This is a genomic window from Ornithinibacillus caprae, assembly GCF_009728145.1.
In the GTDB taxonomy this organism is placed as follows: domain Bacteria; phylum Bacillota; class Bacilli; order Bacillales; family Amphibacillaceae; genus Ornithinibacillus; species Ornithinibacillus caprae.
Window position 1 is genome coordinate 79,633 of record NZ_WOCA01000007.1, and the last position, 21,789, is coordinate 101,421.

The following is a 21,789-nucleotide window of genomic DNA, read 5'->3' on the forward strand; positions in this document are numbered from 1 at the left end:
GTTTTCCGACCAGCGTTTGGGCTCTCATAACTCCTATGAGTTACCGTTTTACGTTTTCCGATCAGCGTTTGGGCTCTCATAACGTCTATGAGTTACCGTTTTACGTTTTCCGACCAGCGTTTGGGCTCTCATAACGTCTATGAGTTACCGTTTTACGTTTTCCGGCAAGCGTTTGGGCTCTCATAACGTCTATGAGTTACCGTTTGGACTTTTCCGACCAGTGTTTGGGCTCTCATAACTCCATTGAGTTACCGTTTGGCGTTTTCCGATCAGCGTTTGGGCTCTCATAACGTCTATGAGTTACCGTTTGGACTTTTCCGATCAGCGTTTGGGCTCTCATTACTCCCTTGAGTTACCGTTTTACGTTTTCCGATCAGTGTTTGGGCTCTCATAACATCCATGAGTTACCGTTTTACGTTTTCCTGCAAGCGTTTGGGCTCTCATTACTCCCATTAGTTACCGTTTTGCGTTTTCCAACGAGCGTTTGGGCTCTCATTACTCCCTTGAGTTACCGTTTGGACTTTTCCGACCAGCGTTTGGGCTCTCATAACATCGATGAGTTACCGTCTTGCGTAACCATTTCAAATTAATTATTCATCCCATATCTGAAGAAATGGCTTACTATCTCTTAAAATCTGTAAGTTAAACATAAAAGTTAAAGACCAACCTCCTAAAGGAAGTTGGTCAGCCAATTTAGTATTCAATAGCCACCTATGCCGTATTTTCATAAAAAGTTTTAAACCACCACTTCACCAAAGTGGGTGTTTGCAGAAACCTTCCTGCCTTCCGCTCTTGACGGCACGACATTAGAGCTTCAATGTAAAACTCCCTATTATCTCATTAGAGGTTAAAACTTAAATAAATACGAACATCGTAGCTTGTTTATATATTACTATGGTTAGGGACATATATCAATGTTAATTCCAACCAATACTGGAAAATGAGTGAATCAGCCTATATTCACTTAAAAAAGTAGTTCAAATACCTCAGTTAATTGGTCAATTCTGGTATCATCTCCAACGTTTTTAGCATAATTCAACTCTCTTTCCAATAATGAATCCAAATAAGCCATTTCTTTGTCATCTAAATCCTCAATAAATTCTTCTTCACTTTCATAGTGATTGGACTCTATTTTACGGTAAATTTCCTTACACAAATCATTTTCAATATAGTTTGCTAACGATTCTCTCAAATAAAGTAATGTATTGTCGATGATATTCACCTACTTTGTCACAACTAAATTTTCGTATTCTTCTTTTTTGTCCGCTGCTCTAATTGGGACCTTGGTTGTTGATCTGCAACATCATCTGTCAATCCTTGGGGGTTTACACTCGTATCTACCCGCTTCTTACTCCAATTTTCATTTTTTTTACTCATGAAACTACACCTCCACTAATTATTGTTTCAAAATAGTTTGCTTTTATCCTTGTAAAATATGTAGATTATCGTTGTGAAAATTAACTTAGTTAGGATAAACTTAGATGAGGAGTTGATTTTATGAAAAAGTTTTTACATGTGTGTTTTGCGTTAGCTCTTACTCTCATATTAGTTGCATGTCAATCAGAAGAGACCCTATCTTTTTCTGATGAAAGGTTGGAAGATGCGATACGAGGAGAGATTGAAAAGCAAAATGAAGAGGAACTATATGAATCTGATGTTAACGAAGTTACAGAACTGGATCTCTCAGGATTAGAGATTGAAGAATTGGAAGGACTAGAATTCTTCGATGCATTAGAGACATTAAATTTACAAGATAATAACATTCAAGACTTTTCCATACTAGAACAGCTAGATAATCTAAAAGAAGTAATCATTGTAGGTAACCCTTTTGATGAAACATCAAATCTATTGAGTAAACTGAGTGAACAAGGTATTGAAGTTATTACTACACTCGATGTTGAAGTCGTTGGTTCACCAGATGGCCCAGGTGGATTCCTGTGGAAAGTAGAAAATGGGGATACAATTGTATATTTACAAGGAACTATTCATGCTGGAACAGAAGATTTCTATCCGCTTAATGAAAAAATTGAACAGGCATATGCAGAATCCAATGTAGTGGTGCCTGAGATCGACTTAAACAATGTCAACCCATTTGAAATGCAGGGGATTACAATGGAACTTGCTACATATGAAGATGGCACTACAATAGAAGACCATATTCCTGAGGATTTGTATGGCCTATTAGATGAAACATTACAGGAATTAGGACTGCCTCTCCAAATGTTAAATAACTTTAAACCATGGTTTTTATCTTCTACCATACAGCAGCTAATGACGGAACAATTAGGTTATGTCCACGGTGTTGATGAATACTTTTTAAACAGAGCAGATCAGGATAACAAGAAGGTAATTGGACTAGAAACGGTTGAAGAACAATTACGTATTTTTTCTGATACAAGCCCTGAATATCAAATTCAAATGCTAGAAGAATCCTTAATCGATATAGAAGCGTTCGATCAACAGATGCAAGATATGTTTTCCATGTATAAGCAAGGTGATCCAGAAGAACTACTGAATTATCTAGTTGCAGAAGATGTAGAAGCTAGTGATGAAGAACAAGCATTTATGGAAGCTTTAAATGATAATCGAAATTATGGCATGGCTGAGACGATTATAGAATTTTTAGAAGAAGATAGTGGAGAAACGTATTTCGTAATCGTAGGTAGTCTACATCTAATCCTTGAACCACATGTAATCTCCATTTTAGAAGATGAAGGTTACGAGGTAGAACCAGTTCTTTAGTAGACAAAAACACAAGTCGTCGGGACTTGTGTTTTTGTTTTGAATGATTATTGCTCTTCATTTCCCCCTAAATCCTCATATTGATCTCGCAATGAACGCTTCAATACTTTTCCGCTAGGGTTCTTTGGTAAAGAATCTGTAAAATCAACATATTTCGGAACTTTGAATGAGGAAAGCTTTTGCTTACAATAATCAATAACGTCCTCTTTGGTTAGAACTGCCCCGTCCTTTGGAACAATAATTGCCGTAACTGCTTCGATCCAGTATTTATCTGGAATACTAATTACAGCTACTTCAGATACTCCTTCTAACTGGTATATCGTTTCTTCTACTTCACGACTGGATACATTGACACCACCAGTATTAATCATATCTTTTTTACGATCAATAATGGTGATATACCCTTCTTCATCCATCACACCAAGATCTCCACTGTGAAACCAGCCACCTTTAAAGGCTTCTGCTGTTTTCTCTGGATCATGTAAATAACCTTTCATCGCATGTGGTGTACGATGAACAATTTCACCTACTTCTCCTCTTGGAAGTTCTACATCATTTTCATCAACAATTTTTGTTTGCATATTTAGTGTTGGTTTTCCAGCTGAACCTAGTTTACTTAACTGATCCCCTGGTTGAAGAGCAGTCGCTAATGGAGCTACTTCTGTCTGACCATAAAAATTCCAAAACCTCGCATTTGGTAATCGTTCTGAGAGCTCCTTCAAAATTTCTCTTGGCATGATTGCAGCTCCATAGTAACATTTTTCTAAAGTAGAAAGATTACGTTTATCAAAATCAGGATGACGCAATAAAGCAATCCATACGGTTGGAGGACAGAAAAGCTGGGTTGCTGCTTCCTTTTCAATTGTCTCCAAAATCAATTCCGGACTTGCACCCGGCAGAATAATACCACTCGATCCTAAATAGATGCTTGGTCCTAAGAAACAATGAAGCTGTGCACTATGATAAAGTGGTAGTGCGTGAATTAAAACATCACTTTCAGACATGTGGCCATCGATAATACAGCTCATGTATTCACTGATAATACTTTTGTGCGTTAGCATAACGCCCTTTGGACGAGATTCAGTACCACTGGTATATAATACATGTGCTAAATCATCATCTGCTATCTCTGCGTCAACTAAATCAGTTGATTGTCCTTGTCTAGCTGTTATTAATGGTTTCCATGAAGATAAGTTGTCTGCTAGTTTATCTACAGATACTACATCCATTAAATAACGATATTTAATTACTAATCGTCCTGTCGCTTCATCAAGTATTGGTGCATATTCCTCTGATGCAATAAATCCATCTACCTCTGCATGCTCTAAAATATATGCTACATCTTCCACAGTCAGCATGTAATTTATCGGGATCATTACCGCCCCAATCCGAGCCAAAGCAAAATTAACGATAGTAAAATCCAAACTGTTCTTCGACATTACTGTAATCATGTCACCTTTTTTCATACCATCATTCATAAATGCATGAGCAGTTTGATTCACAAAGTCATCTAATTCAGCATAGTTTAGGCGATGATCCTTATATGCTAAAGCAAATTTTTCAGGCATTCGTTCTCTTGATCTAGCAAGTAAATCACCTAACGTATTTCTCCTTACCCGTTCCAACACCTTATCAAGACCATCAAGTACGTTTGTATTTGTGTTCATATAAATTCCCACTCCTCAAAAGTATTTTGATGACTACAAACAAAAGGAAAATTCTATTTTTTATTATAATTCAGAAAAATATTCATCGCAAGTGTAATTCAACCTTCTCTTATCTGTGATGCATGCCTATTTTCATATGGTCAAGTCCCTAAAAATTTTCATGTGAATATAGTGAAAATGACTATATATTAGGAGGAACTCAATATGGATACGACAGAGAATAGACAGCCACGTCATTTAGCATGGCATGAAACACTAGAAATACATGAATTGGTAGCGTTTCAATCGGTGGGATTAATGAAGATAAAGAATTCAGTTGGCAAAATCAGTGATAAAAAACTACATGCTTTATATGTGCAGACCATTAAGGATCTTGAAAATAATATTAATGATTTATTAAAATTTTATTCCTTGGCACCTAGAGCAGAGGTGGATGAAGATTCTGCTAGGCTCGATCAAGGATTTTTTGCAGGAGACCTACTAGCATTTTGTAAGACTGCGGTGCGGAATTATGCCATTGCAATTACAGAAACAGCAACTCCCGAAGTCCGTAAGACATTAACAAATCACCTTCAAAAAGCAATTAACTGCCACGCTAATGTATTCAACTATATGTATGCAAACGGTCTTTACCCAGCTTATGATATACAAAAGTTATTACAAAATGATATGAACCTAGCTAATAAGGCGTTAAAAATGGGGTATTAACGCCTTTACAATTAAACTCAAACAGTTAATCGCACAGTTCAACTCAGAGTGAACTGTATGTTTTTATGTTGTATAAAGATGACTGACCCATGAACGTTATGCATTAGAAAAAACGGAATAAGGATCCGATCGGATAAATCAGTAGAGTGGATCCTCATTCCGTTAAAATTCACTTTTAATGGGTAGTCAATCCATTAGTTTGAAAGATAATGTTCTTCCAATTTTATTTTACTCATCAAATACGACTCTCGTGTTTCCGATTATATCGTGTAACCCTTGTTTTTCCTTTGTGAAACCAACAATAATATAAAGCAAGGCTAAAAATCCAAAAATACGGTGAAGAAACCTTCCAACTACCTCCCGGAATAGTAAATCACTCCACTCTAATGGCTGGTCATCTTCTCGTATAACTTTGATGCCTAAGATCATTTTCCCTAAAGTTTGACCAAACTTTCTTGTCATTAATAAAAAGTATAAATAGAAAATAATCGAACCTATAATCCCTGTTAACGTCCAAAATCCGATATTAATGACTGTACCATCATTAATAAATTTAAATGGAACAAACAGAATACCGTTTATACTAAATACAACAATTAAATCTAGTATGTAGGCCCAGAATCGCATCCAAAACCCTGCATATCGTTTTGTCGGCATTAGATGATCTGTTGCTGTATGAGCATTTTCCTCACCCATGATGATGGCACCTCCTTAATTCGAATATAAGTACATAGCACGTGGTGCATTGGATTCTCTAATCATATCCATCATGCTAAAAAATTCTGTTTCCTTGGCAAATAGACTTTGCATAGACATACCAAGGAATTGTTCAAATCCTAATTGGTTATTATATCTCACTACCTGTACATCATTCCATTCATAGTCCTCACTCATAATCGAGATGGCATCCTGTAATGAACCAAGCTCATCTACAAGCCCATTCTCCTGAGCCTGTCTACCAGTGTACACTCGTCCATCTCCTAATTGTCTAACAGTAGCTTCTGACATATCTCTACCGTCAACAATTACTTGAACAAAATCATCGTACATATCATCAATCATTGTTTGCAGTAGTTCACGCTCTTCATCCGTCATTTCTCGTGATATAGACATGATATCCTTAAATTCTCCACTCTTAATCGTATTAAATTCGACTCCTAATTCCTCAGCTAGGCCAGAAAGGTCATATCCTTCCATAATAACACCTATGGATCCAGTTAATGTCGCTGGGTGTGCAACAACTTTATTGGCTGGTGCTGAAATGTAATATCCGCCAGAAGCTGCAGTATTCCCCATAGATACATAGATCGGTTTATTGTACTCTTCCTGTATGTCTACGATTTTGTCATGGATTTCTGCACTTTCTACTACTCCACCACCAGGTGTGTTGATACGTAAAATAATCCCATCGACACTACGATCTTCCCCTGCTTCTTCTAGCATTTCTAAGAATCGTTTATGGTTATATGAAGTAGTGTTTATGAGAGTACTTGGTGCTGTATCCTGAATAACACCATCAAGATGAAGAACAACTATTTTGTTTCCAAGACCTTCTTCGATTACCTCTTCATTGAATTTCTTGTCTTGAAGCGCAAATATCTGTTCAAAGTTAGAAGTAGCAAAACTACTTATAAATTGAAAGCCGACAGATACAATTAATAGAACTGCGGCTGCAAGTAGTGCATACCAACGCTTTGCATTCATTCTATCTCCTCCAAATTCTTCCAAGTTGATTTTATACATAAAATGATACACTATTTTATAGCTTATCTCTAATATGACCACCTAAAACAAAAGATAATAAAAAACATGGAAATCTTTCTTGAAGATCCCATGTTTTTAGTAAAGAACATATAGTTCGTATTATAAAGATATGAGTGAATGTTCCCTGCTTATTGAAGAAATTTGTGGCACTCAATCAAAAATCCTGCATTTAGTTAATGTTTTCTAATGCTACTTTTAAATTCTGAACATCTTCTTTCGAAAGGGTAATACCTTTGCCCATCTTTTCATGATCTGGTGACCAATCTCTAATATCATACTTCGGATCACGGCCATTCCAGCTCACTAGATTTAATTCCTTTTTCCATCCTTTAGGAGATTCAGATAATACCGCAATCGTTTCTACGATTTCATATTTTATTTCCGCCATATTTACATCCTTTCATTACTTTCACGTTTTTCAAAAAGAACTAAAGACAGTGTAGCGATTGGCCCTAATAATAGGGAAAGTAGGAACCAATTTAATCCACTCCGATTCTTCCCTTGTGCAATACCAGCATTAATTAAAGCTAACGTTCCCCAGCCAACATAATAAGATCCATCCATTCTCCTATACCCTCGATTCTTCCCTCATTTTTTAAAATTTATAGTTGCAGATATATTTTCGTCGTTTGTTTTTTCGCGCGTTTTACTTTTGGCGGATAATAGCCTCGTTCAAAAATTCTACCCTTAGTAATTTTACTTTTTTCTAAAAAGGTATCAATCGAATCCGCTTCATATGCTTCTAGTGCCTTTAAAAAGACTTTTGCCGCTACCCGAGCATCCTCTAAAGCATGGTGATGATCAAATGAAATTCCATGATAATCAGCAAGCGTATTTAATTTATGATTATGTAAATCAGGCCACACGCTTTTAGCAATGTTTGCGGTACAAAGATAGTCCAGTTCAGGATATTGGATTCTATTGCGGTCTAGTGTTTGGCGTATGACACTCATATCAAAACTAGCGTTGTGAGCAATTGCTAGACTGTTTGACAAAAAGTGGTTTAATGTTGGCCATACTTCTTCAAACGTGGGTGCTTCTTTTACATCATCCTCCGTAATTCCGTGGATTCGAGTATTAAATGAACTGAAATACATATTTGGATTAATTAAGCTGTAATATTCATCGATAATACCCGTTTCATTAGCTACTACAATCCCCACAGCGCATGGACTAAACCTTTTTTCATTTGCTGTTTCAAAGTCTATTGAAATATATTCCAATCTAAACATCCCTTTATAAGCATTAATTTCTTCTATCGTATCATAGATTTTGGCGACAGTCCCTTAACAAATACATTAGAAGCACCCCTATACATGAACTGCTCTCTGATGTTATTCCCACTTCCTTACCTTTTGAACAACTTTTCTATTAAACTTCGTTAACAAGGTTTCTTTTCCATCAGATGTTTTTTGTTTATGCCACTCATTGTAACTAGCTACTGAAATCAGGATTGACCCAGCGATTAATAAATAGCCCCACCATGGAAGATTCCCCCAATATGGTCGTGTTTGTAGAAAGACATTAAGCAGTAATACACCCGCTCCAATAAAGAAGAAAGATTTAAGTTGATAAACCATTCCTCCTACCATGGAGGCAAGTGATAATCCCCCAACAATTAAAGCATCATAAATCGTATTACTTGCTAATCCATCCTGAACAAGTAATAAGGAAACAATTACTAAAACCACCCATTGTATGTTGTTCACTAATGCTTTATTATTCTCAGTAATTATTTTTTTCAACAGTACAATGTAAATGACCCATGGAAGTACATATAGTTCTCGCTCAAACAACTCTGGTAGTGCGTAATGATCTAAGAGAACATAGTATGGCTGTAATAGATAAATTCCTCCTGCAAAGATGAACCACCTTGCCGAGAGCAACGGTATACGATTTCTTTGTAATACGATATATATAGAAATCAGTATACCAGGTAGTAATCTAGTCCAAAGCCCAGCCCAACTATATTCATAAAGTATAAATAAGACAAATAAGCCCACTATGGAATACCAATCTATTGTTTTTAACTGTAGTTTACTAGAAGAAGACTTTTCAATTATGGATGGATACATTACAAATCCAACTATGATTAAAATTACTGCAAAGGCAGCGATTAATATTATTTGCCCTTCCCAGCCTAGTCTTTCATAACCAAAATTTTGAGTAGAAATAAAAACCAGCATTAATGGAATTACATTTAATATCGTCCACATTTGTTTATGCAAAATCACTAACAACCCAATGGCATATAAAATAGTTACTACCAGCATGGTTAAATCGATTGGATATGCCCCCGTAAAAACAGCTATTCCAATACTTGAAAAAGGAACGAGATAATATGTAATTCTTTTATTCCATTCAGGCTTACTTATATAGTAGAAAAAAGCAATTACAACACTTGTAATTAAAAATCCATAATGGCTATAGGAATCATATTCTATTAACCATATCAATAAGCTGATCACAGACCAAAAAGACGTAAAACAAGCATACAGAAATGTTCTAATCAACCATTCATGCTTTATAAATTGAGTTGTTACACCATATATGATAGTAGCAACTAAAAATGACCAAACAGCATTTTCTTCATATAGAAATAAGCTAATTAGTAATGCAAAAGGCATGTAAAGATGTCCGACCCATTGATAAGCTTTCATAAGCCTTGTATCTTTATCATTAAAAAAGCCACTAGTAATCAGTAATAATACAGTCCCTAAGGCAAACTGTAGCCAGTTAAAATAGTCAGGAAGTTGTTCCATATAATTGTGAACCGCAATTAACAGGGCAAAATAACTTACAAGTGTTAATCCGCTCATTACAAAAGGAGTTGACGACCATTTTGTTTTTCTATATAAAAGATAAGCCATCCCAACTCCGCCAATCAGAATAATAACTCTCATCCATTCCTCAGTAAATATCGTTAATAACATTCCATATCCATAAATGATTTGTGCACTAAAAAATCCAGCCTTAAATTTTTCAGTTTGTTTAACATACCTCCATAGAAAACTAACTCCTAATAAAACCAAGCTCCCCAACACATACCCTTCAGCCTCTAAAGGGAATATATAGACATACATCCAATCCCAATAAATAAACGAAGCATATAAAGAAACAATGGAAAGTGCGATACCGATAGCATGAATCCAAGGAGCTAACGCAATAAATGGTGGACGATCTTCAAATTTTTCCATCCATAAACCGATAAAACTCAAGAGCAACAACATCGTCGCTACGTGCCACCAATCCATGGATTGAATACTTGCTAATAAGCATATCAGCATGATCACACTGCTTATATCACGAGTACTTTGTTTAATAACGCGAAAAAATGATGTTCTTATTAAACAGCCGATCCCAATATATAACAACAAATTAAGCCCAAATAATGGCAAGCTGATTTTTTCATATCCAAACCACACTTCCCCCAGTAAGGCGATTTCGAATAAAGCAGTTACCATAAAAATAGGACTCAAATACATAAATAGTCGCTGTTTTACTAGGTTGGATAAAAATAAGAAATTCAATGAAATAATGATATAAGCAATGACTAAAACAATAGAAGCTTCATTCATTCGAAGTAAGATACCTTCAAAGCTGATATAAATAAATGCTAAAAAGGATACAATCGCACTCGTATATTGAAATGACTTCTTTAAATCATTTCTATCTTGCAACCACTTAGGAATTACTATAAATAAGAACCCAAGCAACGCATATAAAATGTTTCCAACTTCATGTATCCCAGCGAACTCAATCAATTGGTATACACCATAAACGAGCATGACCGTAAATACAAAGTGATAGGATTTTTGATTTGTCACATAAATCATTGCCAAATATAATACGGCTGTTAACATTAAATTGAAACTGTAAAGTAATTCATGATTAGAAAAGAACAACATGAACAAGGTTGACAGAATTAGATTAGCTTGAATAAAAGGAATAAATTCCTTTGTAAACGCCTGTAACAATTTATGCTTTTTTAAATAACCGTAACCAAACATGAGAACTGCATTATATACCATTAGACCCAAATAAAAACCGTCGATTGGCAAATATAGCGCACCAATTACGAAGCTAACAAAAACACTTATGGTCATATAAGAAAACCAAACAAATAAACGTGAACCAAGCTTATACGAAAAGTATAGATAAAGTGGTAAGATTGCTAAACTTCCAAGGGCTCCATAAATATACCTTCCTTCTCCAAAGAACGAAAAATATGTACCAAACAATTGAAAATACCCTGCAGATATTAGTACGATTGGTAAAAATAAACTACCTAGCACTACAAACGCATAAGCTGTTTTTTCTATGTTTAAGACTCGCTTCGAAATCCATGCGAGACCAAAAAACAACACTGAAACAAGCGCAATCATTCCTGTTTTCGTCCAATTTCCGAGCGTCTCCCATGTACTAGTAGCTAATACTAATCCTCCAAGCAATAATAAAATGACCCCAAGATTTAGAGCCCATGTAATATTTCGTTCTCTAATTTGCTGAGGAGTCAATACCTTCTTCTCTTTTTTGGGTTGAACCGGCTGTTTTACAATCGGTTGTTCAACTGATTTTTCCACCTGTTCTTTTTCTTTCGGTACGATACGTTCTTTCTTTGCTAGATCATTATAATATTGCCTATGTCCATTAAGTACTTCCTGATAGATCGATTCTGAAATTAAATTTTCATATACTAATTTTTTCAACTCTTCTTTTACTATATCCTGTTTATCATTCGGGTTTAAACGGTCCATCCTATCCCACCTTTTAATTCTTTTATTTAGGTGTTTTCATGATATTTCCATCATACCAATATATGGATACAAATCAATCCTAATTTTATATCTTTTCGGAAATTTCAAGTAGTGGGTTCCTCCGATTTATACTCTTTTTAGATAACTAAGGCTTTTGCCAATTATTTATGACAAAAGCCTTAATTGCGCACAAGAGAGCTCTCATATGCGCAAAATCAAACAGTCCCCAAGCCTTGGGGACTGTTTTCTATTTACTTCTATGCATAAACACTTTAACTACCTCCATAAGCAATACGGAACCTATAGCTAAGCCTGTAGCAACTATCCATTCATTCCAGCCAAATGTTGTTGGAATAGCAAATACCTCACGCGCAAATGGCATAATGGTAATACTATATAAAACGAAACATACTGCAACAGCACCAAGTACATATTTATTACTAAACACCCCAACTCCAACAATGGACTGGGAGTTGGAACGTGCCGTAAAAGTCTGTAATGTTCTAGCTAATATTAATGTAGTAAATGCCATCGCTACACCCATCTCAGCGGAGTGCTGTAATCCAATATAATGAGATATAATAACAGCAATCCCAATTAAAATACCTCTTGTTAAAACAGCTCTCATTGTTCCGCCTGCAAAAATTCCTTCATCAACATGGCGTGGTTTTCTTTTCATAACATCTGGTTCTGATTTCTCCATTCCTAAAGCGATTGCCGGAAGCGAATCATTCACTAGGTTGATAAATAACAATTGCAGTGCAGTAAATGGATTTGACCAGTTCAGAATGACTGCAAATAAGATGGCAATAATCGCACCGAGGTTACCAGCAAATAAATAACCGATTGCTTTTTTAATATTATCAAATACCGTACGTCCAACACCTACTGCATTAACAATAGATACGAAATTATCATCCGTTAAAATCATAGCTGATGAATCCTTCGCAACATCTGTTCCACTACCCATAGCAATTCCTATATCAGCTTGTTTTAATGCGGGTGCATCGTTAACACCATCGCCTGTCATCGCGGTAATTTTTCCATTTTTCTGCCAAGCTCGTACAATTCGTATTTTATTTTCAGGAGAAACACGTGCATATACGGATATTTGTCCAAGTTTTTCTTCTAATTCCTTATCAGACATCGCATCTAGTTCTTGACCTGTAACTGCGATGTCATCTTCTTCCATCAATCCAATATCTCGACCAATTGCTTGAGCAGTGGTCTTATGGTCACCTGTAATCATAATGGTACGGATACCTGCTTTTTTCGACTCCTCAATAGAATCATACACCGCTTCTCTAGGAGGATCGATCATTGCAGTAAGTCCAACTAGTACTAAATCATATTCATCTTCTTCGGAAATGGTTGATTGGTCCTGTGGGATTTGTTTATATCCAAAAGCAAGTACTCGCAAAGCATGATTTGAATAATCCTCATTTGCTTGTTCAAATAGGTTCAATAGTTCGTCATCAATCGATTCTTCTTTACCATCCCAAAAAACATGGGATGCACGACGATACATAACATCGGGCCCACCTTTGGTAAGCATTAACCGCTTACCATCTATCGTATGCACTGTTGACATTAGCTTTCGGTCGGAATCAAAGGGTATTTCCACTTCCCGTTCATACTTATCTCTAATTTCCTGGTAGTTTTTATTATTTTTATTAACAAAATTAATTAATGCTACCTCTGTTGGATCACCGATCTCTTTTTCATCCTTATTGATATAAGAATCATTACAAAGTGCAGCGATATGGACTAATATTTTTTCTGCTTCCGACCAATCATCAGGATTTTCTGGTAATTTTTCTTTTTGATTACCGGGTAAAAAATGATTGGTAACGGTCATCTTATTCTGGGTTAATGTTCCAGTCTTGTCCGTACAGATGACACTCGTTGAGCCAAGCGTTTCCACTGCTGGCAGTTTCCGAATTATGGCATGCTGTTTGGCCATTTTATTTGTTCCAACAGAAAGTACAATTGTTACAATGGAAGAAAGTGCCTCCGGAATGGCAGCAACTGCAACAGCAACTGCGAACATTAATGCATTTAAAATAGCTGTCGTTGTGTCTACTGTATCTCCACCAAACCATATTCTTCCTACCTGTAAAGCAAAAATCAGAATACACAAAAGTAATATCCCTAAACCTAATCTCTTACTAAATACCTCTAGTTTTTGTTGAAGTGGGGTTTGTTTTGCCTCAGCAGTTGCAATCAATCCTGCAATTTTACCAATCTCTGTTTTCTCAGCGGTCCCTGTTACAACAAATGTTCCTCGACCATAAACTACAAGTGAACTACTAAAAACCATATTGAAACGATCACCTAAAGCTACTTCGTCTGGGATCGCATCCACACTCTTTTCAACTGCTTCGGATTCTCCAGTTAACATCCCCTCATTCACTTTTAGTGAGCCACTATCAATAATTCTTCCATCAGCTGGAACATAATCACCAGCCTCTAAAAACACAATATCTCCAGGTACTAATTCTCTAGCTGGAATCGATTGCTTCGTTCCATTACGAATAACTTTCGCTTCTGGAGCAGACATATCTCTCAATGCATCTAGTGAACTCTCAGCCTTTTTCGTTTGTACAACACTAATAACGGAATTTAATATTAAGACTAAAAAGATAATGACAGATTCAACGATCTCACCTAAAACAAGCTGTACCCCTGCTGCAATTAACAGTACAATTACCATGGGATCTTTAAATGTTTCTAAAAATAGCTTCCAGGTTGATACTTTTTCTTTATCTGCAATTTCATTGTATCCTTCTTGCTCTATTCTTTTTTGCACTTCTTCATTGGTGAGACCTTTTTCCGAAGCGTTAACTGTATCTAATACTTCAGCGGCAGTTCTACGATAAAATTCCATGAAAAAACTCCTTTCATTATGTAGTATCCCAATTTTTCACAAATCTATCTTCCATGTAAACAAAAAGACCTCTACCCTAAAAATGGGCGAGGTCTCACTAAGTGAATCTTTAATCATTGGGAGTTCTTTCAACCCACCGATTATTTAGAGATGAACGAATCGGATATTTACTGGCTGTTAATCCTCACCTAGCTCGCTTTAAAGTCCATATTTTCGGATCACACAGCCTTTTATATTTAATGGACACGTCATGTAAATGACTTTATATTTGGGAGTTAATAACCCAAACGTTACTCTACAATGACAATCGTCAAGGTTTATTCGGATATATCCATATTATACCATTAGTATTTTACAAAAGCATAATTCTAATTTCCCCTTGACATCTTTATTTAAGAAGTGTAAGTTAATTATTATAATTTAATATTTTTACAATTCTTATCCAGAGAGGTGGAGGGACTGGCCCTTTGAAGCCTCAGCAACAGACCATAATGGGTACTGTGCTAATTCCAGAAGCATTATGCTTGAAGATAAGAAGAGCGATCGGTGTAAAATCAACCTCTTCTTATCTAAGAAGAGGTTTTTTATTTTATATAAACACTAATAGGAAAAGGAGCGTTTACTAATGACAACAACTCTAACAAAGGCACCATACCGTGCCGACCATGTAGGAAGTTTACTAAGACCTGAGGTTTTACACCAAGCCAGAAAGGATTATAAAGACGGTAAAATTTCAGCTTCCGAGTTACGTGAAGTTGAAAATCAAGAAATTAAACGTGTCGTAGACAAACAAATTGAAATTGGACTAGACGTCGTTACAGATGGGGAGTTTAGACGAACATGGTTCCACTTAGACTTCTTAGAACACCTAAACGGAATCGAAGGCTATGTACCAGAACAAGGATATCAATTTGAAGGATTAGAAACAGAAAAGTATGACGTAAGAAACACAGGAAAAATCTCCTTTAATCCGGATCACCCTTTTATCAAGGACTTTGCTGAATTAAATCATTTTGTGGATGGACGCGCAATTGCAAAACAAACTATTCCAAGTCCAAACCAACTGTTTAACAAAGGCATTTACAACCCTGACATTTATCCAGACATTGAAGATTATGCAGCTGATATTATTACGACCTATCAAGATGCAATCCAAGCTTTCTATAATGCTGGAGTACGTTACTTACAATTAGATGACGTGTATATAGCTGGACTATCATCTCCGAAAATTCCATTTAACGATGGAAAGTATACTAGAGAATACTTAATTGATCTTGCATTACGGGTTGCTAATGGTGCACTAGAAAATAAACCAGCGGATTTAGTTGTTACGACACATCTTTGTCGTGGTAACTATCAATCTACTTGGGCATTTGAAGGAAGTTATGCACTTATAGCACCAACTCTATTAGCTAAAGAAAATGTCGATGGTTTCTTCCTTGAATATGATGATGAAAGATCAGGAACATTCCAGCCATTAGAACATATTCCAACAGAAGGACCTCGTGTTGTCCTTGGCCTAATTACATCGAAAAGTGGAGAATTAGAAGATAAAGAATTAATTAAAGCACGTATTAATGAAGCAGCAAAATATGTACCATTAGATCAATTATGCCTAAGCCCACAGTGCGGATTTGCTTCTACACACCATGGAAACAAACTAACTGAAGATGAGCAATGGGCTAAATTAAAATTCGTAGTAGACATAGCTGAGGAAATATGGAATAAGTAATTGAAGCTTCAATCAGTCAGGGGGTTCTTCATCCCCCACTGATTGTTTGCACCTTAATGCTATGACCTAAAGGCCACTGAACAAATCGGACATTTACGGGTAGCCCGCGCCCCAAGTTAACCTTCTTAGTTTTACCTCGTAGGTTTGAAGTGGGGGGGCTTACGACGCACAGGACGTGCTAGTGACGATAATGCGATAGGACTTGGCCAGTTATATGCGGGACAAATAACCTCAGCAAGCTTTTTAAATCTAGTAAAAAAACATTCACTTTTCTAGTAATGATTGGTATTCTTTAGTATATAATATATAATGTGAAATTATTTAGAAAACTTGGCTTTTGCCAAAACCTTTTATGGTAAAAGACTTAGTTGTACTTTATCAGGATCGGAAATATTGTACGTTCCGTTCTGCCAAAAAGGAGAAATACATATGTGGTGGTACTGGATAATCGGCATTATTATTCTACTAATTGTTATTGAAGAAACCATTTACTATCTAGAAAATCGCATTGCCTTTGGAAAAAGACAAAGCAGAATAATCGATTGGTTTAAAAGTTTAAAAAGGAAAGAAGAAATTCCTGCAGGTGATAAACCTACACGAAGAAGGAAACGCGAGTAATTTTTTCTTGCGACTCCTTCTTTTTATATGATTTAATTTTCGTAAAATTCAGTGGATTATCCAAAGAATCTTATGTAAAATGGATTCATTACTTATCGCATAAAGAGAGGAGAAATCATTCATGCTATCTGATCAACAATTTTTACGTATTCCTGGCCCAACTCCTATTCCCCCTAGTGTTCAGCGCGCAATGAGTCAACCTATGGTTGGCCATCGAGATCAAGAAACTAAACATTTACTTCAAACAATAAAACCAAAGCTCAAACCGATATTTGATACTAAAAATGATATTGCCATCATCGCTGGAAGTGGAACTGCTGGATTAGAAACAGCTGTTATAAATAGTGTACAGCCTAATGATGAAGTATTAGTGATTGTTACTGGAGCATTTGGTGATCGCTTTGCGCAAATCTGTGAAACCTACCACCTAAGAACACACCGAATCAATGTTACATGGGGAGAAGCCGTTCCCCTTGATTTAGTTGAATCATATCTAAATAATCATCCAGCTATTAAAGCTGTATTCGCTACCTTTTGTGAAACATCTACTGGGATATTAAATCCAGTTGAGAAGCTTGCTAACATTATACGTCGTACCTCAGAAGCATTGTTTATTGTTGATGGAGTTTCTTCTGTGGGGGCCGTACCAACCAAAATGGATGAATGGGATGTAGATATCGTAGTTACTGGATCGCAAAAAGCATTCATGTTGCCACCTGGCTTAACCTTCATTGCGATTAGTGATCGAGCTTGGCAAGCTATTAATGCCAACCAACAACCACGCTTTTATTTAGACTTAAGAAAGTACAGAGATAATAGCTTACTAGATTCTACACCATTCACTCCTTCTCTCTCTTTGTTATATGGCTTAAAACAGGTTCTAGAGCTCTTCGAAAATGAAGGTCTTAAAAATGTTTTTGCTAGACATCAGCTCATGATGCACATGACAAGAGCAGCATTCCGAAATCTAAACATTCCATTACTAACAAATGACACGAACGCCTCACCAACCGTTACTGCTATACAACCTGTTGATTTTCAAGCAGACTCACTACGGAAAATAGTAAAGGAACATTTTCATACCGTTTTAGCTGGTGGCCAAGCAAATTTAAAAGGGAAAATATTTCGAATCGGTCATATGGGGTATTGCTCCCCTGCTGATGTTTTGCAAACGATAAGCAGTATTGAAATAGGATTACAAATGATTGGTAAAAAGATTACGCTTGGTGCGGGAACACAAGCAGCTCAAGAGGTTTATCTAGGAGGTTTTCGTAAGTGATGTACAACGTATTAATTGCTGATCCATTAAACGCAGTTGGCATTTTACCATTAAAGAATGCAAAGAATATACATGTCGTTGTGGATACTGGATTATCAGCAATACAATTACATGACAAAATTTCAGAGTTTGATGCGTTAATCGTTAGAAGTCAAACTCAGGTAACGAGATTATTATTGGAGAATGCTAGTCGTTTAAAAATTATAGGGCGTGCTGGTGTCGGAGTTGATAATATTGACATCGAAGCAGCCACAGAGCTAGGAATCATGGTCGTAAATGCTCCAAATGCAAATACCAATTCAGCAGCGGAACATACCATGGCAATGATTCTAGCTTTATCTCGTAAAATTCCTCAGGCCTATTACGCATTAAAAAATCATCAATGGGATCGAAAGAAATACATTGGTGTAGAAGTCAGAGGAAAGACATTAGGAATTGTTGGACTCGGAAGAATTGGAGCCGAGGTTGCCTCCCGTGCTAAAGGACAGCGAATGAAGGTTATTGCATATGATCCATTTTTAAGTCCAGAAAAAGCGGCTAAAATGGGCATTGAATATGGAATGTTGGAAGAAGTATTACGTGTAAGTGACTTTATAACGGTACATACTCCGTTATTAAAGGAAACAAGGCACTTAATTAATGCTCAAGCTTTTGAGCTTATGAAGCCAGGCGTACAAATTATAAACTGTGCTCGTGGGGGAATTATCGATGAAGATGCTCTTTACGAAGCGATTCTTTCTAACAAGGTAGCAGGCGCTGCTTTAGATGTATTTGAAGAAGAACCCATTTCCCATCACAAGCTTTTAGATTTACCAGAAGTAATTGCTACTCCCCATTTAGGTGCTAGCACAATTGAAGCACAAGAAAATGTTGCAGTTGATGTAAGTGAAGATATCCTAAATTTCTTTAGTGGTTCAATTGTTCGACACCCTGTTAATCTACCATCTGTCCCTAAAGAGATTATGAATAAAATCGAACCGTATTTTAATCTCGCAGAAAAACTTGGAACATTTTTAATTCACTTGATTGATGAAGCAGTGGAAGAAGTAACCATTACCTATGCAGGAGAATTATCCAAATTGGAAGTTGCTCCCCTTACAAGAAATACAATGAAAGGAATTTTAAAACGGCATCTTGGAACACATGTAAACAATGTAAATGCTATGTATCTTGCAAATAAAAGAGGTATCACCATACAAGAAAGTAAAACAACTCAGAAAAAAGGATTTACCAACCTGATGACTTGTGAAATAAAGACAAAATCTGATACAAGAAATATCTCTGGAACATTACTAAATGGGTTAGGATCACGAATTGTTAAGGTAGATAATTACCGGGTAGACGTTATTCCAAAAGGACATATTGTCTTCATTCACCATAATGACCAACCTGGGGTTATCGGGAGAATGGGTAGTCTACTTGCTGAATACCAGATTAATATTGCAACCATGCAAGTGGATCGTTCCGATATGGGTGGAGATGCGATTATGGTACTAAAAATTGATAAGCATCTAGAGAATGATGAACTTAAGGCTTTAAAAGATTTAGACGAAATAAAAGATGTGAAAGCGATCGATTTGTAGATGTGGGTAATATTGAAGTGGAGTGGGCGGATGATATTTTGGGATGAATGCTGATAGTTTGTGCTGACGGCCGATTCTTCATCCTGAACGCCGATTGTTTGCTCTGACGGCCGATAATTAGGAGGTACAGCATTCTAACCTGTACCTCATCTCTTCTTTAATGTTAATTCGATTGTTCCATAATGAAACAATGATGTTTTTCGCTTATGCTGCGTAAACCCAAGTTGATCAAACCTTTCACTTTTCCAATGATCTTTTATAACTACTCGTTTTCTCGCTACACGTTTTGCTTCATTAATTACATCTACGGAAATATTTGTAGTAAGCGCTTGTTTCCTGATTACATTGATTCCAGTTGACGTGTTTATACCTGTGTGGAACATCGGATCAAAGTATACAACATCGAAAGAACCAGTTTCTGCTCCTAGCAAAAATGAATAATGGTCATTGTGAATAACATTAATTCTTCTCATAGCTTGATTAAAGAAATCGTTTCCACTAACAAATGATGCCAATCCTTCTCTAGCTAAAAAATATAGCAGCTGATTACCTTCAATTCCGGTAATAGAACCACTAGCCCCTACCGCAATACTAGCAATTATACTATCTGATGCTAACCCTAACGTACAGTCAAGAAAGGACATTCCTTCTTTGAGCTTTGCAGTCGAAATCAGCGGTTCTTCTTCACCTTTAAATACGCGCTTCGCTCTAACCATTGCTAAATTCGGGTGAAAAAACAGTTTTTCTTCACCTTGTAGTGGAGAAATAAATAAACGTTCCTTACCAACAACAACAATATCTTCCTGGTATTGTCTCTTTAATCTCTCAATGGGGGCACCGTTTCTTTCCAAGTAAGGCAAACCGTATGAATGAGACAGTCTTTTTGCTTGGGATACTAATTCACTTTGTGAACGCCCTGCTGTTGTAATAATCATGATTATTCGTTCCTATTCTATTTTGTATGACTTCTGATCTAAAAATTTATAATATAACATAACGTAGCAAAATATTTCTTAATAATAACTATATAAGAAAACCCAATCCTAGGTACATAAATTAACTTTGAATTACCTTCACATACATTCCTTTTGAAGCTTTTTCAAATGCCTCTTTGCTCATTTCTCTTACATTCTCTGAAAGAATAGATGATTTTACTAATTCCTGGCCATTAAAAACAGATGGATCAATGAGGCGAATCTTCTTTTTCAGGTGTATATCGTAGTTAGTTGAATCCTCCCTAACCTTCACATGATGATTAAGTTGGCTTAATAGACCCTGGAGTTCTTTATCATTAGAAGATTTTATTTTATTTAATAGATTCTCATCGTCTTCCAGAAAATCTTTAAGCGTAATAACTTCTTTATCTATCGATAACTTTAGTACCTTTGCCAACATATCATAGCCATATATATTTAAAGGATCTAAAAAGAAGTCAATGACCTCTTTATAATATGTTCTTACAAACCACTCAGCTATATCAACGTTTTGCAGATACATTTTTCCATCCATAACGATTAAGTTACTTAAAAACGTACGAACCTCTTCCATAGAAATATGCCCATATTCATACATATCCCGTAAAGTATAATCTACTCTATCTGCACATAGTTCAGGAGCTGATTGTTCTAGCAATGTCCATTTGGAGTCATCCAGCAACATATCCTCATATCTATAATTATATTTTTCTAGGATGGTTGGAATATCAGAGTTTTTTATAACAGATTCATAAATCACTTCATGATAATCCTCATTTTGATGGTCTAAAACAAAATCCACCACATGAGAGAAGGCTGTGTGTGATACATCGTGTAATAGCCCAGCAATTTGTTCTTCAATGGAACCACCTAGTTTTTTAATTAGTAACATGACTCCAATGGAATGATCGTACCGAGTAACATTCCATTTTTCATTCACTAAATAACTTGCCCCTCCTTGGTGTATCCCCTTCAACCTTTGTACTGGCTTACTTAAAATTAATTCTTCTATTACTTTTTCGACCTTAACCTTTCCATAAAGCTTGTCTGAAATAATCATTATATTCCTCCTCGTATC

The 21,789-nt window shown here is 36.2% G+C and carries 18 protein-coding genes, 1 other RNA gene and 1 riboswitch; of the genes, 6 read left to right on the forward strand and 13 right to left on the reverse strand.

What is annotated here, in order from left to right; all coding sequences use genetic code 11:
• Positions 1 to 700: 700 nt before the first annotated feature.
• The 3 genes from ssrS to GMD78_RS10665 form a co-directional block, all read right to left on the reverse strand.
• Positions 701 to 883, reverse strand: a non-coding RNA gene (gene ssrS / locus GMD78_RS10655) — 6S RNA.
• Positions 884 to 964: 81 nt separating this feature from the next.
• Positions 965 to 1,213 carry a sporulation protein gene (locus GMD78_RS10660; RefSeq protein WP_343042265.1) on the reverse strand — a complete coding sequence of 83 codons (249 nt, stop codon included), beginning with the start codon at positions 1,211 to 1,213 and terminating at the stop codon, positions 965 to 967.
• A 23-nt stretch (positions 1,214 to 1,236) separates the two neighbouring features.
• A complete protein-coding gene (locus GMD78_RS10665; RefSeq protein ID WP_155668814.1) occupies positions 1,237 to 1,377 on the reverse strand; it encodes a small, acid-soluble spore protein L in 141 nt (46 codons plus the stop codon).
• Positions 1,378 to 1,497: 120 nt separating this feature from the next.
• On the opposite strand from GMD78_RS10665, the gene GMD78_RS10670 reads away from it, so the two are divergent.
• Positions 1,498 to 2,742, forward strand: coding sequence for a TraB/GumN family protein (locus tag GMD78_RS10670; protein ID WP_155668815.1), 1,245 nt, complete (start codon positions 1,498 to 1,500; stop codon positions 2,740 to 2,742).
• 47 nt (positions 2,743 to 2,789) lie between these two features.
• Here the strand turns inward: GMD78_RS10670 and GMD78_RS10675 are convergent, their stop codons facing one another.
• Positions 2,790 to 4,409 (reverse strand): acyl-CoA synthetase, encoded by a 1,620-nt coding sequence (locus tag GMD78_RS10675; protein ID WP_155668816.1) that lies wholly within the window; start codon positions 4,407 to 4,409, stop codon positions 2,790 to 2,792.
• 204 nt (positions 4,410 to 4,613) lie between these two features.
• Here GMD78_RS10675 and GMD78_RS10680 point away from each other — a divergent pair, with 204 nt between their 5' ends.
• Positions 4,614 to 5,117, forward strand: coding sequence for a spore coat protein (locus tag GMD78_RS10680; RefSeq protein ID WP_155668817.1), 504 nt, complete (start codon positions 4,614 to 4,616; stop codon positions 5,115 to 5,117).
• 228 nt (positions 5,118 to 5,345) lie between these two features.
• Here GMD78_RS10680 and GMD78_RS10685 read toward each other — a convergent pair whose 3' ends face one another.
• From GMD78_RS10685 to GMD78_RS10710, 7 genes are all read right to left on the reverse strand, one after another.
• Positions 5,346 to 5,813 carry an RDD family protein gene (locus tag GMD78_RS10685; protein ID WP_155668818.1) on the reverse strand — a complete coding sequence of 156 codons (468 nt, stop codon included), beginning with the start codon at positions 5,811 to 5,813 and terminating at the stop codon, positions 5,346 to 5,348.
• 15 nt (positions 5,814 to 5,828) lie between these two features.
• Positions 5,829 to 6,821: a signal peptide peptidase SppA gene (gene sppA / locus GMD78_RS10690; protein ID WP_155668819.1), complete on the reverse strand. Its 993-nt coding sequence runs from the start codon at positions 6,819 to 6,821 to the stop codon at positions 5,829 to 5,831.
• Positions 6,822 to 7,050: 229 nt separating this feature from the next.
• A complete protein-coding gene (locus GMD78_RS10695) occupies positions 7,051 to 7,269 on the reverse strand; it encodes a YdbC family protein (RefSeq protein WP_155668820.1) in 219 nt (72 codons plus the stop codon).
• 2 nt (positions 7,270 to 7,271) lie between these two features.
• Complete coding sequence (locus GMD78_RS21350) at positions 7,272 to 7,445, reverse strand: hypothetical protein (protein WP_196493780.1); 174 nt, start codon at positions 7,443 to 7,445, stop codon at positions 7,272 to 7,274.
• A 38-nt stretch (positions 7,446 to 7,483) separates the two neighbouring features.
• The gene (locus tag GMD78_RS10700; RefSeq protein WP_196493781.1) at positions 7,484 to 8,104 is read right to left on the reverse strand and encodes a 3'-5' exonuclease; all 621 of its coding nucleotides are present in this window, start codon (positions 8,102 to 8,104) and stop codon (positions 7,484 to 7,486) included.
• A gap of 111 nt (positions 8,105 to 8,215) precedes the next feature.
• Positions 8,216 to 11,638, reverse strand: a complete 3,423-nt coding sequence (locus GMD78_RS10705) for a hypothetical protein (protein ID WP_155668822.1) — start codon at positions 11,636 to 11,638, stop codon at positions 8,216 to 8,218.
• A 247-nt stretch (positions 11,639 to 11,885) separates the two neighbouring features.
• Positions 11,886 to 14,525, reverse strand: coding sequence for a cation-translocating P-type ATPase (locus tag GMD78_RS10710; protein ID WP_155668823.1), 2,640 nt, complete (start codon positions 14,523 to 14,525; stop codon positions 11,886 to 11,888).
• A gap of 435 nt (positions 14,526 to 14,960) precedes the next feature.
• Positions 14,961 to 15,062, forward strand: a riboswitch (SAM riboswitch).
• Positions 15,063 to 15,150: 88 nt separating this feature from the next.
• On the opposite strand from GMD78_RS10710, the gene GMD78_RS10715 reads away from it, so the two are divergent.
• The 4 genes from GMD78_RS10715 (at position 15,151) to serA (ending at position 19,737) form a co-directional block, all read left to right on the forward strand.
• Positions 15,151 to 16,257, forward strand: coding sequence for a 5-methyltetrahydropteroyltriglutamate--homocysteine S-methyltransferase (locus tag GMD78_RS10715; RefSeq protein ID WP_155668824.1), 1,107 nt, complete (start codon positions 15,151 to 15,153; stop codon positions 16,255 to 16,257).
• Positions 16,258 to 16,686: 429 nt separating this feature from the next.
• Positions 16,687 to 16,875, forward strand: a complete 189-nt coding sequence (locus GMD78_RS10720; RefSeq protein ID WP_155668825.1) for a hypothetical protein — start codon at positions 16,687 to 16,689, stop codon at positions 16,873 to 16,875.
• A 121-nt stretch (positions 16,876 to 16,996) separates the two neighbouring features.
• Positions 16,997 to 18,154 carry a pyridoxal-phosphate-dependent aminotransferase family protein gene (locus GMD78_RS10725; RefSeq protein WP_155668826.1) on the forward strand — a complete coding sequence of 386 codons (1,158 nt, stop codon included), beginning with the start codon at positions 16,997 to 16,999 and terminating at the stop codon, positions 18,152 to 18,154.
• Positions 18,151 to 19,737, forward strand: a complete 1,587-nt coding sequence (serA, locus tag GMD78_RS10730) for a phosphoglycerate dehydrogenase (RefSeq protein WP_343042251.1) — start codon at positions 18,151 to 18,153, stop codon at positions 19,735 to 19,737. Before GMD78_RS10725 ends, serA begins: the two co-directional genes overlap by 4 nt.
• Positions 19,738 to 19,883: 146 nt before the next feature.
• Here serA and GMD78_RS10735 read toward each other — a convergent pair whose 3' ends face one another.
• Together GMD78_RS10735 and GMD78_RS10740 are read right to left on the reverse strand one after the other, a co-directional pair.
• Positions 19,884 to 20,672 (reverse strand): class I SAM-dependent methyltransferase, encoded by a 789-nt coding sequence (locus tag GMD78_RS10735; protein ID WP_155668827.1) that lies wholly within the window; start codon positions 20,670 to 20,672, stop codon positions 19,884 to 19,886.
• A 121-nt stretch (positions 20,673 to 20,793) separates the two neighbouring features.
• Positions 20,794 to 21,771, reverse strand: a complete 978-nt coding sequence (locus GMD78_RS10740; RefSeq protein WP_155668828.1) for an HD domain-containing protein — start codon at positions 21,769 to 21,771, stop codon at positions 20,794 to 20,796.
• Between the last annotated feature and the right edge of the window lie 18 nt (positions 21,772 to 21,789).